We start from the raw sequence: 13,499 nt of genomic DNA, 5'->3' as shown, positions 1-13,499 counted from the left end.
CCACTCGGCGCTCACAGTAAGACGAGATCCCGTGCCGTGCGGGCCAGGTGGGCGATGGTCGGCCAATCCTGTCGAGCGACGACGTCGGCCGGCGTCAGCCAGCTTCCGCCGACGCACCCCACGTTGGGGCTGGCCAGGTAGTCGCCCATGTTGGCGGGCGTGATGCCACCGGTGGGGCAGAACCGGGCCGCGGGCACCGGCGAGTGGATGGCCCGCAGATAAGGGGCGCCGCCTGCCGGTTCGGCGGGGAAGAACTTGAGTTCGGTGTAGCCGTGTTCGAGGAGCTGGAGCACCTCGGACACCGTGGATACGCCGGGGAGATGCGGTAATCCGCTGTCCTGCATGGCTCCCAGCAGCGCGGGGGTGCTGCCCGGCGACACCAGGAACTGTGCCCCGTTGGCCAGGGCCTGCGCAGGCTGCTGCGTGTCGATGATGGTGCCCGCACCCACGAGGATCTCGGGTACTTCGTTGGCGATGCGTTTGATGGCCTCCAGGGCGGCCGGGGTACGCAGGGTCAACTCGATCACGGGCAGGCCGCCGTCGACGAGGGCCTTGGCGATCGGCACCGCGTCGGCGGCGTCGTGCACGACCACGACGGGAATGACGGGGACGAGGTCGAGCAGGGATTCGATGGTCATACGGCACTCCTGAAGATGGTGGCGCCCTCGTCGGCTGGGCCGACGCCTGCGCGCATGCTGGCAAAAAGTTCCCGGCCGGTGCCGATCCATTCATCGGCGGTCGGGGCCTGCCCGGTGTCCGGGCGGGAGTCGAATTCCTCGGCGGTGACATCGACCGACAACGTGCCGGTGGTGGCGTCGAGGGTGATGACGTCGCCGTCGCGCAACCTGGCCAGCGGACCGCCTGCGGCGGCTTCGGGGGTCAGGTGGATGGCGGCGGGTACCTTGCCCGACGCGCCGGACATCCGGCCGTCGGTCACCAGGGCCACGTGGTAGCCGCGGTCCTGCAGCACACCCATGGCCGGGGTCAGTTTGTGCAGCTCGGGCATGCCGAGGCCCTGCGGACCCTGATAGCGGACCACCCCGATGAAATCGCGGTCGAGTGTGCCGGACTTGAACGCCTCCAGGAAGTCCTCCTGGCTGTCGAACACGACCGCCGGCGCGGTGACGGTGCGGTGTGCGGTGTCGACGGCGGAGGTCTTGATGACGCTCGTTCCGAGGTTGCCGGTCAACGTCTTCAGGCCGCCGTCGGGAGCGAACGGCTCATCGACGCCCCGCAGCACTGAGGTGTCGAGGCTTTCGGACACGCCGTCGACCCACTGCAGCGACCCGTCGATCAGTCGCGGCTCTCGTGTGTAGCTACGCAGTCCGGGCCCGACGACGGTGAGGACGTCGTCGTGCATGAGCCCGGCGCCGAGCAGGGACCTGATCAGGAACGCCATACCACCGGCGGCCTGGAAGTGGTTGACGTCGGCCTTGCCGTTGGGATAGATCCGCGCCAGCAGCGGCACCACGGCCGACAACTCGGCAATGTCGTTCCAGGTCAAGATGATTCCGGCGGCCCGGGCGATGGCGACCAGATGCATGGTGTGGTTGGTGGAACCACCGGTCGCCAGCAGCGCGACCGCCCCGTTGACCACTGCGCGTTCGTCTGCCACTTCGCCGACCGGGGTGTATTCGTCGCCCAATGCGGTGATCTCACCGGCCCGTGCGCCGGCCGCGGCGGTCAGCGCGTCGCGCAGCGGGGTGTCGGGGCTGACGAGACTGGAGCCGGGCAGATGCAGACCCATGGCCTCCATCAGCAGCTGGTTGGAATTCGCGGTGCCGTAGAAGGTGCAGGTGCCGCGGCCGTGATACGAGGCCGCCTCGGCGTCGAGCAGCGCCTCCCGGTCGACCTTGCCTTCGGCGTAAAGCTGTCGGATTCTTGCCTTTTCGCCGTTGGGCAGACCTGACTCCATCGGGCCCGCAGGCACGAAGATCGCGGGCAGGTGCCCGAAGCTCAGTGCGCCGATCAGCATGCCGGGCACGATCTTGTCGCACACACCGAGCATCAGTGCGGCGTCGAACATGTCGTGGGACAGGGCGATTGCCGTCGACATGGCGATCACGTCGCGGGAGAACAACGACAGCTGCATCCCCGCCCGGCCTTGGGTGATGCCGTCGCACATCGCCGGAACGCCGCCGGCCATCTGCGCGATGGCACCCGCGCTCAGCGCCGCGGCCTTGAGCTGGGCGGGGTAGTCCTCGAATGGCTTGTGTGCCGAGAGCATGTCGTTGTACGACGACACGATCGCGATGTTGGGTTTGACGATATGCCGCAGCGCCTTCTTGTCAGGTGCCTCGGCAGCGGCGAAGCCGTGGGCCAGGTTGGCACATGCCAGCCTGCCGCGGGCCGGGCCGTGCTGGGTTTCGGCGGCCATGCGCTCAAGGTAGGCGCCGCGCGTCGTAGCGCTGCGCTCGATGATCCGCTGGGTCACCGCGGCGACGACGGAATTGACGGCGTTCATGCGGCTTCCTCGTACCGGCCGCACAGGTATGGAGCGGGTCGTATCACTGATCCTCCTCGATGGAGCTTGATCGGTTCAGTAGGGAAACTACCGCCGCCTTAGGGCTTTGGCAAGCAAACTTATGTATTCCAAATACCTAAATAGGCAGGCTTACGTTTTGCTCTGGAGCTAGGCGTCTTGCTTCAATGGAGGCCATGGCACTCCCTGCGGTAGCTCCGACCCCGGGGGAAGTGTTTGCGGTGATCCGGGATCACCGGACCGTCACCCGGGCCGGGATCGGGCGCATCACCGGCCTGTCACGTACCGCGGTGACCGCGCGGGTGGCTGCCCTCGAATCGCTTGGGGTGGTGACCGAGCGGAACCAGGCGGCCTCGACCGGTGGGCGCCCGGCCGCGCAGCTGATGTTCAATGTCGACGCCGGCGTGGTGTTCGCGGCGGCCATCGGCCGCAGCCGCACGCAGCTCGCGGTGTGCAACCTCGCGGGCGACATCTTGGCATCCAGCGAGATCGACCAAGAGCCGGGCATCGGCCCCGGCGAATTGATGCCCGATCTCGTCAAGCGTCTCGATGCCCTGCTCGACGACTCCGGACGCCGTGGTGCCCGCATCTTCGGGGTGGGGCTGAGCCTTCCCGGCACCGTTGATCAGCGATCCGGTGCCAGCCTCGATTCCCCCAACATGGGTGGGTGGGACGGCGTGCCGTTGACCCCGTACTTCCGGGGCTTCACCGACGCGCCCGTGCTCATGGACAATGATGCCAATGTCATCGCACTGGCCGAAAGGCGCGGCGGCCTAGGGGAATTCGACGACATGCTCGTGGTCAAGGCGTCGACCGGCCTGGGGGCGGGCCTCATCATGGGTGGGCGGCTGCAGCGCGGCGCGGTGCAGGCTGCCGGCGAGTTCGGCCACAGCAAGACCCCGGCCGCCGCGGGAGTGCCCTGCCGCTGCGGCGACACCGGCTGTCTGGAGGCGATCGCCGGCGGCTGGGCGCTGGTTCGCGATCTCCAACGCGATGGCCACCCCGTGGGGCATCTCCGTGACGTCGTCACGCTGGCGCACAGCGGGGACGCCGAGGCCCGCCGCATGATCCGCGAGAGTGGACGGCATATCGGCGAAGTGCTCGCGGCCGCGGTCAACCTGCTCAACCCTGGTGCCCTTGTCGTCGCGGGCGACATGGTCGGCGCCTACGACGTATTCGTCGCGGGTCTGCGAGAGACCTTGTACGGCAACGCTACTGCGCTGGCCACCCGCACACTGCAGATCATGCCCGCGATCCACCGGGAACGCTCCAGCATGGTCGGTTGTGCGATCACCGCGCTCGACCATGTGCTGAGTCCCGGTGCCGTCGACGCGGCACTCGGGAATGCGCTGCCCTGAGCCGCGACGTAACGCGGCAAAGTTCTGGTGCTCCGCCTCTACGAAGGGTATTTTTACAGCTACCGTTTGGATAAATACCTGGAGGCGGCTGTGCGAGTCGAAGTCGACCGGGATCGTTGTGAGGGCAACGCCATCTGCGTGAACCTCGTACCGCAGCTGTTCGAACTCGATGCGGATGACTACTCGGTGGTCAAGCTGGACCCGGTGCCTGCCGAATTGGAAGAACTCGCCGCCCGCGCCATCAGAGAATGCCCACGGGTGGCGCTGCGGCGCGGGCCCGACTGAGTGACATCGAGATTCACACCAGGGACAAATCCGACGGGAAGTTTGTCCCTGGTGTGAGTCTCGGTGCGGCCGGCTGACGTCAGACCGCCGGTGGTTCGAAACCCAACTCGGCCAACCGGTCCCGGTAGGCGACGACGGTGCCCAGCTTGACCGACTCGTAGCCACGCACCAGGTCGGCAGCGGCCGCCGCGGCGACCGCGGTGTCGTAACTCTCGACGGTCAGTGTCGCGGCCGTCCCGAGCACCATCTCCCGGTAATGCGCCAACAGTGCACGTTCCGTGCGGCGCAGCGACGCGTGACCGAACGGGTCGAAGACAGTGCCCCGCAACCGCTTTCCCTTGGCCAGCAGCCGCAGTACCAGGTGGCTGCGCGGCCCGAACCCGATCTTGGAGCGACGCCCCATGGCCCGCAGCGCCGGTGGATGCAGCCGGTAGGTGAGGTCGGTGGCACCGGGGAACTGTGCCTGCACGGTCGCCGCGAAAGCGGGATCGGTGAGCAGCCGGGCGACTTCGTACTCGTCCTTGTACGCGGTCAGTTTGAACAAGCCCTCGGCGACTGCCGTGCTGAACTCCGTGCGGGCGCCCAGGCGACGCTCCGCGGCCCACACCGCCTCGACCACGTCGATGTACTCGGCGGCCACCGTGCGGCTCTGGTAGGCCACGAGTTCCGCGGCGCGGCGTTCGACCAAGGGCCGCAACGGTTCTGCCACCGTGATGCGGGAGCCGACGACGGCCGGCAGGGCGGGGATGGTGCGGCTTTCCGCCGCGTGGGGAGTGGTCGCTTCGGAGAATGCCTCGGGGGCGCAGACCGCGGCCCGGCCCCAGCGGAAGGCAGCCACGTTGGTGGCGACCGCCACGCCGTTGAGCTCGATGGCGCGCTCCACGAAGGACGCCGGGACGGGCAGCGCGCCGAGTTGTACTGCCGCGCCCACCAGGAGGAAGTTCGCGGCGGCGGTGGACCCGAACAAGGTTTCCGCGGCCGCGAGTGCATCGAAGCTGAGCAGATCCCGGGTGGACACACTGAGCCGGTCCAGCAGGGCATGGTCGTCGGGGTGGGTCACCTGCGGATCGGCCACCATCGCGCCGGTGGCCGTGCGGCTGGTCGAGGCCACCGCGACCGTACGGCTGCTGTGCGCGTACCGCAGGTTCTTCGCGTCGGCGGCGGTCAGCAGGTCGAAGGCCAGCAGGCAATCAGCCGTCGCCGGGCTGACGCGGTTCGACGACGCGATCGGCCCGGTGCTGAGCCGCAGATGCGACGTGACCGGGCCCGCCTTCTGGCTCAGGCCCGTCTGGTCCAGCCCCTGCACGTGCAACCCGGCCTGCAGGGCCGCGACGCCGAGCACCTGGTTGACGGTGACGATGCCCGTCCCACCGATGCCCGCCAGAAAGATGTTGCAGGTCGACGCCGGTCGGGTCACCGGTGGTTGGGTCAGGTCGGGCAACGCCGGAGTCCTACGCTCCGTGCGCTGCTGGTGTTCCGGGAGTTCGACGGTGACGAACGACGGGCAGTCGCCGTCGAGGCAGCTGTAATCGGTGTTGCAGCTGGTCTGGTCAATGCGGGTCTTGCGGCCGAACTCGGTTTCCACCGGCTGTACCGACAGACAGTTGCTCTTCACGCCGCAGTCTCCGCAGCCCTCGCACACGGCCTCGTTGATCACGACCCGCGTGCGGCGCACCGGTTGCAGACCCCGCTTGCGTTTGCGCCGTGCCTCGGCCGCGCACTGTTGGTCGTAGATCAGGACCGTCACGCCCTCGGTGTCGCGCAGGATCCGTTGCGCCTCGTCGAGCCGATCCCGATGCCACAGCAGGGTTCCGGACGCGAGACTGCTCGCCGGGTACCGTGTGGGGTCCTCGGCGCACACGATGATCCGCCGGACCCCTTCGGTGCTCAGCTTGTGGGTGAGCGCGGGCACCCCGAGTGCGGCCTCGGCGTCCTGCGCGCCGGTCATCGCGACGGCCGAGTTGTACAGGATCTTGTAGGTGATGTTGACGCCGGCGGCCACGCAGGCCTGCACAGCCAGCTGCCCGGAGTGGAAATACGTTCCGTCACCGATGTTCTGGAAGATGTGCTTGACGCCGGCGTACGGCGCCTGCCCGATCCACTGGGTCCCCTCGCCGCCCATCTGGGTCAACCCGATCACGGCGGATTCCGGGCGCGCCGACATCGTCACCAGGGTGTGGCATCCGATTCCACCGGCCGCCAGCGACCCGTCGGGAACAACCGTGGACCGATTGTGCGGGCATCCTGAGCAGAAGTACGGGGTACGCGTCGTGGTCAAGGGGGTGAGCTCGAGCCGCGGCGGCGGCAGCGGCGCCACGGGCATGCGCGGATGCAGTATCCGGTGCAGCGGGCGCAGCAGACGCGCGGCCGTGAGTTCACCGTCGGCGGGGACGAGGGGGAGTCCGGCGCCGTCCAGCTTGCCGATCACTTGCGGGCGGTCGTCGAGATCGTAAAGTGCCTGTATCACCTGGGTTTCGACGAACGTCGTCTTGTCTTCGACGACCAACACCGTGTCCACCCCGCGCGCCAACTGGCGGATCCGGTCGGCGCCGAGCGGGTAAGGCATCCCCACGCGCAGTATCCGGATTCCGCGCCGATCCAGATCGTCCTCGTGCAACCCGAGTTCGTCGAGCGTCTGCCGCAGGGCGTCGTAGGCGGTTCCGACCGCGACGATGCCCAGCCACGCCTCCGCCGGGTTCACCTCGACGGTGTCGATGTCGTTGGCGGCGTTGAACGCCTGCACCATCGCCCAGCGCGGACCGTAGAGGTCGGCCTCGGCGAGCACGCTGTCCGGCGGAGCCGCCATGACCCGTTGCCGGTAGGTCCACGGCCTGCCCTGCCACTGCAGGTCCGGTAGCGTGATCGCGAAGTCCGCGTAGTCCCGCCGTACCGTCCAAAGGCCATCTGCCACATCGGCATTGAGCTTGAGGGCGACGGGACAGCCCGAGACCCGGGACAGCGCGACGCCGTACAGCCCGAAGCCGATGATCTCCTCGGCGTTGCGGGGGAACAGCACCGGGATGTTCATCGCGGCCAGTGAGCGCTCACTGGAGGCAGGCACCGTGGACGACTTCGCCGCCGGATCGTCACCGACCATCAACAGGACGCCGCCGGACGGATGCGCGCCGTAGACGGTCAGGTGCCGCAACGCGTCGGTGGCGCGGTCCAACCCCGGCCCCTTGCCGTACCAGACCCCGACGACACCGTCATGCGTTCGGGTGTCCTGCGGCAGCTCCAACTGACTGCCCCACACCGACGTCGCCGCCAACTCCTCGTTCATCCCCGGCACCAGCGTCACATCGTGGTGCTGCGACAGCCCGTCGATACCGGCCAGCAGCTTGTCCAACCCGGCCAAGGGGCTGCCTGGATATCCGGATACGAACGTCGCCACCGTCCGTCCGGCGCGCCTGTCGCGCGCGTGTTGTTCGACGAACTGGCGTGCCACCGCCTGCACGCCGGTGAGCAACACAGGTCCGGAGTCCACCCGGTAGCGGCTGGCCAGATTCGCCGAAACTCTTGGGGCGTCGTCGAGTTGGGTCACCAGATAACGATCACCGAGCTCATCACCATGGTCAACACAAGCGCTCGCAACTGAGCAGGATGGTCAAATCTGTGGTAGCCGTCACATCGCCAGCTGAGCGGATTGCTCAGCGCAGCACGGCGCCGGGATTGAGGATTCCGTGGGGGTCGAGCGCGTCTTTGATGCGGTGGGTCAGTGCCATCACGTCGTCGCCGAGCTGCGCAGGCAGCCAGTCGCGCTTGAGCCGTCCGACGCCGTGCTCACCGGTGATGGTGCCGCCGAGGTCGATCGCCAGCTCCATGATGCGGGCGAACGCGCGGTGCGCCCGGTCGGTGGCGTCGGCGTCAGTGGGATCGAACACGATGACCGGGTGGGTGTTGCCGTCCCCGGCGTGGGCCACCATGCAGATGAGCACATCGCACTCGTCGGCGATGTCCTCGACCCCGGTCACCATGGCAGGCAGCTGCGGTATCGGAACCCCGACGTCTTCCAGCAGCAGGCTGCCCAGTTTCTCGACCGCCGGGAACATCGCTCGCCGGGCCGCGGTGAACGCCGCGCCCTCGGCCGGATCGTCGGTGGCGAAAACCTCTGTTGCCCCGCATTTCTCACATTCGGCCAAGATGGTGGCCACCTCGTCGGCGGCGGCCCCTGGCGCGTCGGACTGGATCAACAACATGGCCTGCGCCGACCGGTCGAGTCCCATCTTCATGTGATCCTCGACCGCGTTGATGCTGGCGTGGTCCATGAATTCCAGCATCGCCGGGCGGAGCATTGCCGTGATGGCGACGACGGCATTGGCGGCGGCGTGCACCGAGCCGAACAGGGCCACCACGGTCGACGCAGGAGACTGGGCGGGGATGAGTCGAAGCGTGAGTTCGGTGATGACGCCAAGGATGCCTTCGGAACCGACGAACAGTTTTGTCAACGACAGGCCCGCAACGTCTTTGAGGCGCGGTCCGCCGAGGCGCACGGCAGTACCGTCGGCCAGCACCACCTGCATGCCCAGCACGTAATCGCCGGTCACGCCGTACTTCACGCAGCACAAGCCGCCGGCGTTGGTGGCCGCGTTGCCGCCGATCGACGAGATGTCGACCGAGGCCGGATCCGGCGGGTACCACAGACCATGTTCGGCGGCAGCCAGTTTGACCTCGGTGTTGGTCAGACCCGGCTGTACCACCGCGGTACGGGTGGCCACGTCGATCCGGATCTTCCGCATGCGTTCGGTGCTGAGCACGATGGCGCCGTCCACTGCGTCGGCACCGCCGGACAATCCGGAACCGGCACCGCGCGGTACCACCGGGACGGCGTGTGCCGATGCCCAGCGCAGCACCTCCTGCACGTCTTCGGTGCAGGTCGCGCGCACCACGGCCAGCGGCGTGCCCGCAGTCGGGTCCGCCGCGGAATCTCTCCGGTATCGCTCGATGACATCGGGGTCGCGCAGCACCGCGCCTGCAGGCAGGGCCGCGGCCAAGGACTCGATCGGCGTCATGACGACGGCTCCTCGTCGCGCGGTGCGGGCGTCGACCGGCCCCACCCGCGCGTCTTGGTCAGCTTCTGCAGCAGCGGCTGCGTCCGGTAGCTCAGCGGCGTGGTCAAGGTCAGGGTGGTGCTCGAATGCACCACACCCGGAATCCCGACAATGTGCTCGATGAGCTGTTGCAGCCCCGCCTGGGTTTCCGTCGCGACCCGGGCGAGCAGATCCTCTCGACCGGTGGTCACGTGGATCTCCAGCACTTCCGGTATGGCCGTGAGCAGTTCGGCGATGCGCAACAGACGGCCCTGCTGCACCTCCAGGGCGATGAAAGCCTGCACCGCGATGCCCGCGGCGCCCAGATCGATGTCGGGCCGGAAGCCCCGCAGCAGCCCGCTCTCCTCCAGCCGGCGCAGCCGCGACTGGACGGTGTTGCGCGCGACGCCGAGATGCGACGCCAGTTCGGCGACGCCCATGCGGGCGTTGCGCCCGAGCAGGTCGATCAAGTCTGAGTCGAGTTGGTCGAGGCTGATCACGGTTCAGTTCACCGGGACGTGCTCAGGGTCGACAGCGTCCAGTGCGGAAACACCCACCAACTGTAGGGGGCGGGTGGTCTCGACGTGAAGGATCTCCGCAGCGTGCCGGTCAGCGGTGCTCCGACGCCTCTCCGGCGCCCGAGGAGACGCGGGACATCTCGCGTTGCGCCAGCACCCAGTTCAGGAACTTCTCGACGGCATCGGCGGTGTAGTGCCCGTGCGGGGAGCCGAAAATGTCGAATGCGTGCTGGGCGTGCGGGATCTCGGCGTAGACCACCGGCGCAGTCGCCACTTCCTGCAGAGCCGCGACGAACTCGCGGCCTTCGTCGACCGGGATCAGCGAATCGCTGGTGCCGTGCAGCACGAAGAACGGAGGTGCTTCCGGATGAACCAGCGTGATGGGCGACGCGTCGTGGTAGAGCTGCTCGTTGCCTGCGAACGGGAGCTTGACGATGACCCGCTGCAGCGCGTCGACGAACTGGCCGCGGCCGTTGCCCGTCCTGCTGAACCAGTCGTAACGGCCGTAGATCGGCACCGCCGCGACCACCGAGGTGTCGGCATCCTCGAAGCCCGGCTGCCATTTCGGGTCGTTGGGTGTCAGAGCCGCCAGCGCCGCCAGGTGTCCACCGGCCGATCCGCCGGTGATGCACACCGATTCCGGGTCGCCGCCGTATTCGGCGATGTTGGCCTTCACCCAGGCCAGCGCCTGCTTGACGTCGATGATGTGGTCGGGCCACGGGTACTTCGGGCTGACCCGGTAGCCGATCGACACACAGATCCAGCCCTGTTCGGCGAGCTGACCCATCAACGGATAGCCCTGCGGCCTGCGGTCGCCGATCATCCACGCGCCGCCGGGCACCTGCAGCAGCACCGGCGCTTTACCGTCCCGCGGCAGGTCGGCGCGCCGCCAGATGTCGGCCAGATTGGCTTTGTGCGGACCGTATTTCACCGTCTGCTGGACATACCGGCGACGGATCCGAGAGGTCGCCCACACCCCGGCGGGCCGCCCGGCCCGGGCCACCTCGCGGTAATCCGCACCGAGAGCGTCGCGCAGCGGCGTCTCGAACGACGGCCGGGACTGCACGCCGCGCCGGTGCACCAACACCAGAAGCGCCCACGATACGGCCTTGAGCAGCAAGGAGATTCGTCCCGAAGCCGTGCGGTGGTCACCGCGGATCACCCGGCGCAGCGCGTCGAGCATGGAGCCGGTGATCACCAGCGGCGCGTTCTCCGAGGTCGGCCATCCGAACGCGAACGCCAGCAGGGTGCCGTTACCTCTGCGGATCAACGGACGTACCGCGTTGGCGGCGTTCGCGACTTCGGCGGCGGCACTGAGCACCGCGCTGCGCCTACCCATTGGCACGCTCCTGCAGTTCACGGCGGGCGATCTTGCCGGTGTTGTTGCGAGGTAGCTCATCGAGCACGGTAATCTCCCGTGGCACTTTGTAATTCGCGAGATTCTCGCGCACGTACGTTTTCAGTTCGTCGGGTGTGACCGGATTGGTCAGCACCACAAAGGCCGTCAGGCGCTGGCCGAACTGCTCGTCGTCGACGCCGATCACCGCAGCCTCGGCGACATCGGGATGGCCCGCGAGCACCTTCTCCACTTCGATCGGGTAGACGTTCTCGCCGCCGGACACGATCATCTCGTCGTCGCGGCCCACCACGAACAGCCGGCCGGCATCATCGAGGTATCCCACGTCGCCCGAGCACATGTAGCCGTCGTGGAAGTCCTTGGTACTACCGGAGGTGTAGCCATCGAATTGCGTCGAGTTGCGGACGTAGATGGTGCCCACCTCACCGGCCGGGAGTTCGGTGAAGTCGGCGTCGAGAATGCGGATGTCCGTGCCTTCCGCAGGCTTACCAGCAGTGTCGGGCGCGGCACGCAGATCAGCCGGGGTGGCGGTGGCGATCATGCCCGCCTCGGTGGCGTTGTAGTTGTTGTAGATGACGTCGCCGAACCGGTCCATGAACTTGGTGACGACGTCGGGCCGCATCCGCGAACCGGAGGCCGCGGCGAACCGCAGTGAGCGCCCGTCGTAGCGGCGCAACACATTGTCGGGCAGATCCATGATCCGGTCGAACATCACCGGTACGACGCACAGTCCGGTCGCGCGGTGCCGGTCGACGAGCTCGAGCGTGGCCTCCGGGTCGAACTTGCGCCGGGTGATGATCGTGCAGGCCATCGACGCCGCGAAGGCCAACTGCGAGAAGCCCCAGGCGTGAAACATCGGGGCCACGATCACCACCGGCTCCTCGGCGTGCCACGGCGTACGGTCCAGGATCGACTTGAGCACCTCCGGGCCGCCACCGGAATGCCTGGCGCCCTTCGGGGTTCCGGTGGTTCCCGAGGTCAGCAGGATGACTCGGCTCTTGCCGGTGGCCCGCTGCGGCTGCTTGCCCTCGAACTCGTCGACGAACTTGGCCACGGTGGCCTCGTGGGCATGGGTGTCGGTCCACGCCACGATGCGTGCGGCGGTCGGCCGGTCGGACAGGGCACGGTCCACCGTCGCGGTGAACTCCTCGTCGAAGATGATGGCGTCGACGGCTTCTCGCGTCACCACCTCCGCGAGGGCCGGACCTGCGAACGACGTGTTGAGCAGCAGCACGTCGGCGCCGATGCGGTTGGCGGCGATCAGCGACAGCACGAAACCACGGTGGTTGCGGGCCATGACGCCCACCACCTGCGGTGCGCCGGCAGGAAGGGCCTGCAGCGCGGCCGCCAGCGCATCGGCGCGCTGGTCCAGCTGGCGCCACGTCAGCGTGCCCAGCTCGTCGACCAGGCCCGCCCGATCCGGGCAGCGTTGCGCAGAACTCGCGAAACCTGATGTGACACTCATGTTTTCGCGCGCCATCATGGCTGCGATCCGCAGATACTTGTCCGGGCGCAGTGTGGTCAGCAGCCCCGAACGGCGCATGGTGTTGGCCAGACCGGCGGCACCGGTGAGCTGACCGGCAGCGTTGTTGAGCTGGCTGGCCAGACGATCGAGCGGTCCCACCCCAACTCAGCCGATCACCGGGAAACGGCGCTCATCGGCGAGCTCGTCGAGGGCGCGCTGCATGACCCGTCGGACATGGGCGTCGACCTCGTCGATGTCGGGATCGTCGCCGAACTCCGCGGCGATGTCCACCGGCGGGAGGGCCTGCATGACGATCTTGCTCGGCAGCGGCACGTTGAGCGGCAACACCGCGGACAGCCCGAACGGGAAACCGAACGACACCGGCACGATCTTGGTGCGCGCCAACCGCGCGATCGGTCCGAGCGCCTTGGCGATCCCGGTGCCACGGGACAGGAAGATCTGCGTCTCCTGGCCACCGATACCGACCATGGGCACGATCGGCACGCCGGCGTTGATCGCGGCCTTGACGTAGCCGCGCCGGCCCGCGAAATCGATCCTGTTCGCGGCCAGGGTGGGGCGGTAGACGTCGTAGTCGCCGCCGGGAAACACCACCACGACGCCGCCGGAGCGCAGTGCCTCGTCGGCGTTCTCGTGGTTGGCCCGGATGAAGCCGGTCTTCTTGAAGAACGCCGCGGTCGGACCGGTCATGAGCATGTCGTGGCTGAGCGTGTACACCGGCCGCTCATAACCGAACTTCTCGTAGAAGCCCGTCGCGAACACCGGCACGTCCAACGCGAACAGGCCACCCGAATGGTTCGACACCACGAGCGCGCCGCCCTTGGGGAAGTTCTCCAGACCGCGTACCTCGGAGCGGTGGTAGCCCTTGATGAGCGGACGCAGGACGCCCATGACCTTCTCGGTCAGGCCCGGATCCCACTTGGTGATTTCGGACGGGTTGATGTCGGTCGCGGCCACCGGGTCCCCCTGGGGTGAATTGGAACGTGTTC

10 protein-coding genes are annotated in these 13,499 nt (G+C 67.8%); 2 read left to right on the top strand and 8 right to left on the bottom strand.

Annotated elements, in window-relative coordinates:
• Positions 1–11: 11 nt before the first annotated feature.
• Entirely contained in the window at positions 12–638 is a 627-nt protein-coding gene (gene eda, locus BTO20_RS35060) for a bifunctional 4-hydroxy-2-oxoglutarate aldolase/2-dehydro-3-deoxy-phosphogluconate aldolase (protein ID WP_087080907.1), read from the bottom strand.
• Positions 635–2,464, bottom strand: a complete 1,830-nt coding sequence (gene edd, locus BTO20_RS35055) for a phosphogluconate dehydratase (protein ID WP_087080905.1) — start codon at positions 2,462–2,464, stop codon at positions 635–637. The genes eda and edd overlap by 4 nt, the downstream gene beginning before the upstream one ends.
• A gap of 194 nt (positions 2,465–2,658) precedes the next feature.
• On the opposite strand from edd, the gene BTO20_RS35050 reads away from it, so the two are divergent.
• Both BTO20_RS35050 and BTO20_RS35045 read left to right on the top strand, forming a co-directional pair.
• Positions 2,659–3,840 carry an ROK family transcriptional regulator gene (locus BTO20_RS35050; protein ID WP_198344182.1) on the top strand — a complete coding sequence of 394 codons (1,182 nt, stop codon included), beginning with the start codon at positions 2,659–2,661 and terminating at the stop codon, positions 3,838–3,840.
• A 90-nt stretch (positions 3,841–3,930) separates the two neighbouring features.
• Positions 3,931–4,125: a ferredoxin gene (locus BTO20_RS35045; RefSeq protein WP_087083142.1), complete on the top strand. Its 195-nt coding sequence runs from the start codon at positions 3,931–3,933 to the stop codon at positions 4,123–4,125.
• Positions 4,126–4,204: 79 nt separating this feature from the next.
• Here the strand turns inward: BTO20_RS35045 and BTO20_RS35040 are convergent, their stop codons facing one another.
• From BTO20_RS35040 to BTO20_RS35015, 6 genes are all read right to left on the bottom strand, one after another.
• Positions 4,205–7,666 carry an indolepyruvate ferredoxin oxidoreductase family protein gene (locus BTO20_RS35040; RefSeq protein WP_087080902.1) on the bottom strand — a complete coding sequence of 1,154 codons (3,462 nt, stop codon included), beginning with the start codon at positions 7,664–7,666 and terminating at the stop codon, positions 4,205–4,207.
• A 106-nt stretch (positions 7,667–7,772) separates the two neighbouring features.
• Positions 7,773–9,134: an FAD-binding oxidoreductase gene (locus tag BTO20_RS35035; RefSeq protein ID WP_087083140.1), complete on the bottom strand. Its 1,362-nt coding sequence runs from the start codon at positions 9,132–9,134 to the stop codon at positions 7,773–7,775.
• Positions 9,131–9,652: an Lrp/AsnC family transcriptional regulator gene (locus BTO20_RS35030; protein WP_087080900.1), complete on the bottom strand. Its 522-nt coding sequence runs from the start codon at positions 9,650–9,652 to the stop codon at positions 9,131–9,133. The genes BTO20_RS35035 and BTO20_RS35030 overlap by 4 nt, the downstream gene beginning before the upstream one ends.
• Positions 9,653–9,761: 109 nt before the next feature.
• Positions 9,762–11,009 carry an alpha/beta hydrolase gene (locus BTO20_RS35025; RefSeq protein ID WP_087080898.1) on the bottom strand — a complete coding sequence of 416 codons (1,248 nt, stop codon included), beginning with the start codon at positions 11,007–11,009 and terminating at the stop codon, positions 9,762–9,764.
• Positions 11,002–12,570, bottom strand: a complete 1,569-nt coding sequence (gene fadD12 / locus BTO20_RS35020; RefSeq protein ID WP_232491301.1) for an acyl-CoA ligase FadD12 — start codon at positions 12,568–12,570, stop codon at positions 11,002–11,004. Before fadD12 ends, BTO20_RS35025 begins: the two co-directional genes overlap by 8 nt.
• 87 nt (positions 12,571–12,657) lie before the next feature.
• Positions 12,658–13,467, bottom strand: coding sequence for a 1-acyl-sn-glycerol-3-phosphate acyltransferase (locus BTO20_RS35015; protein WP_087080896.1), 810 nt, complete (start codon positions 13,465–13,467; stop codon positions 12,658–12,660).
• Between the last annotated feature and the right edge of the window lie 32 nt (positions 13,468–13,499).

Source organism: Mycobacterium dioxanotrophicus, assembly GCF_002157835.1.
GTDB classification, from domain to species: domain Bacteria; phylum Actinomycetota; class Actinomycetes; order Mycobacteriales; family Mycobacteriaceae; genus Mycobacterium; species Mycobacterium dioxanotrophicus.
This window is presented reverse-complemented; position numbering and strand designations above follow the sequence as displayed.

Coding starts and splice junctions, on each gene's coding strand:
- eda (WP_087080907.1), bottom strand. CDS start 638: ATGACCATCGAATCCCTGCTCGACCTCGTCCCCGTCATTCCCGTCGTG.
- edd (WP_087080905.1), bottom strand. CDS start 2,464: ATGAACGCCGTCAATTCCGTCGTCGCCGCGGTGACCCAGCGGATCATC.
- BTO20_RS35050 (WP_198344182.1), top strand. CDS start 2,659: ATGGCACTCCCTGCGGTAGCTCCGACCCCGGGGGAAGTGTTTGCGGTG.
- BTO20_RS35035 (WP_087083140.1), bottom strand. CDS start 9,134: ATGACGCCGATCGAGTCCTTGGCCGCGGCCCTGCCTGCAGGCGCGGTG.
- BTO20_RS35025 (WP_087080898.1), bottom strand. CDS start 11,009: ATGGGTAGGCGCAGCGCGGTGCTCAGTGCCGCCGCCGAAGTCGCGAAC.
- fadD12 (WP_232491301.1), bottom strand. CDS start 12,570: ATGCGCCGTTCGGGGCTGCTGACCACACTGCGCCCGGACAAGTATCTG.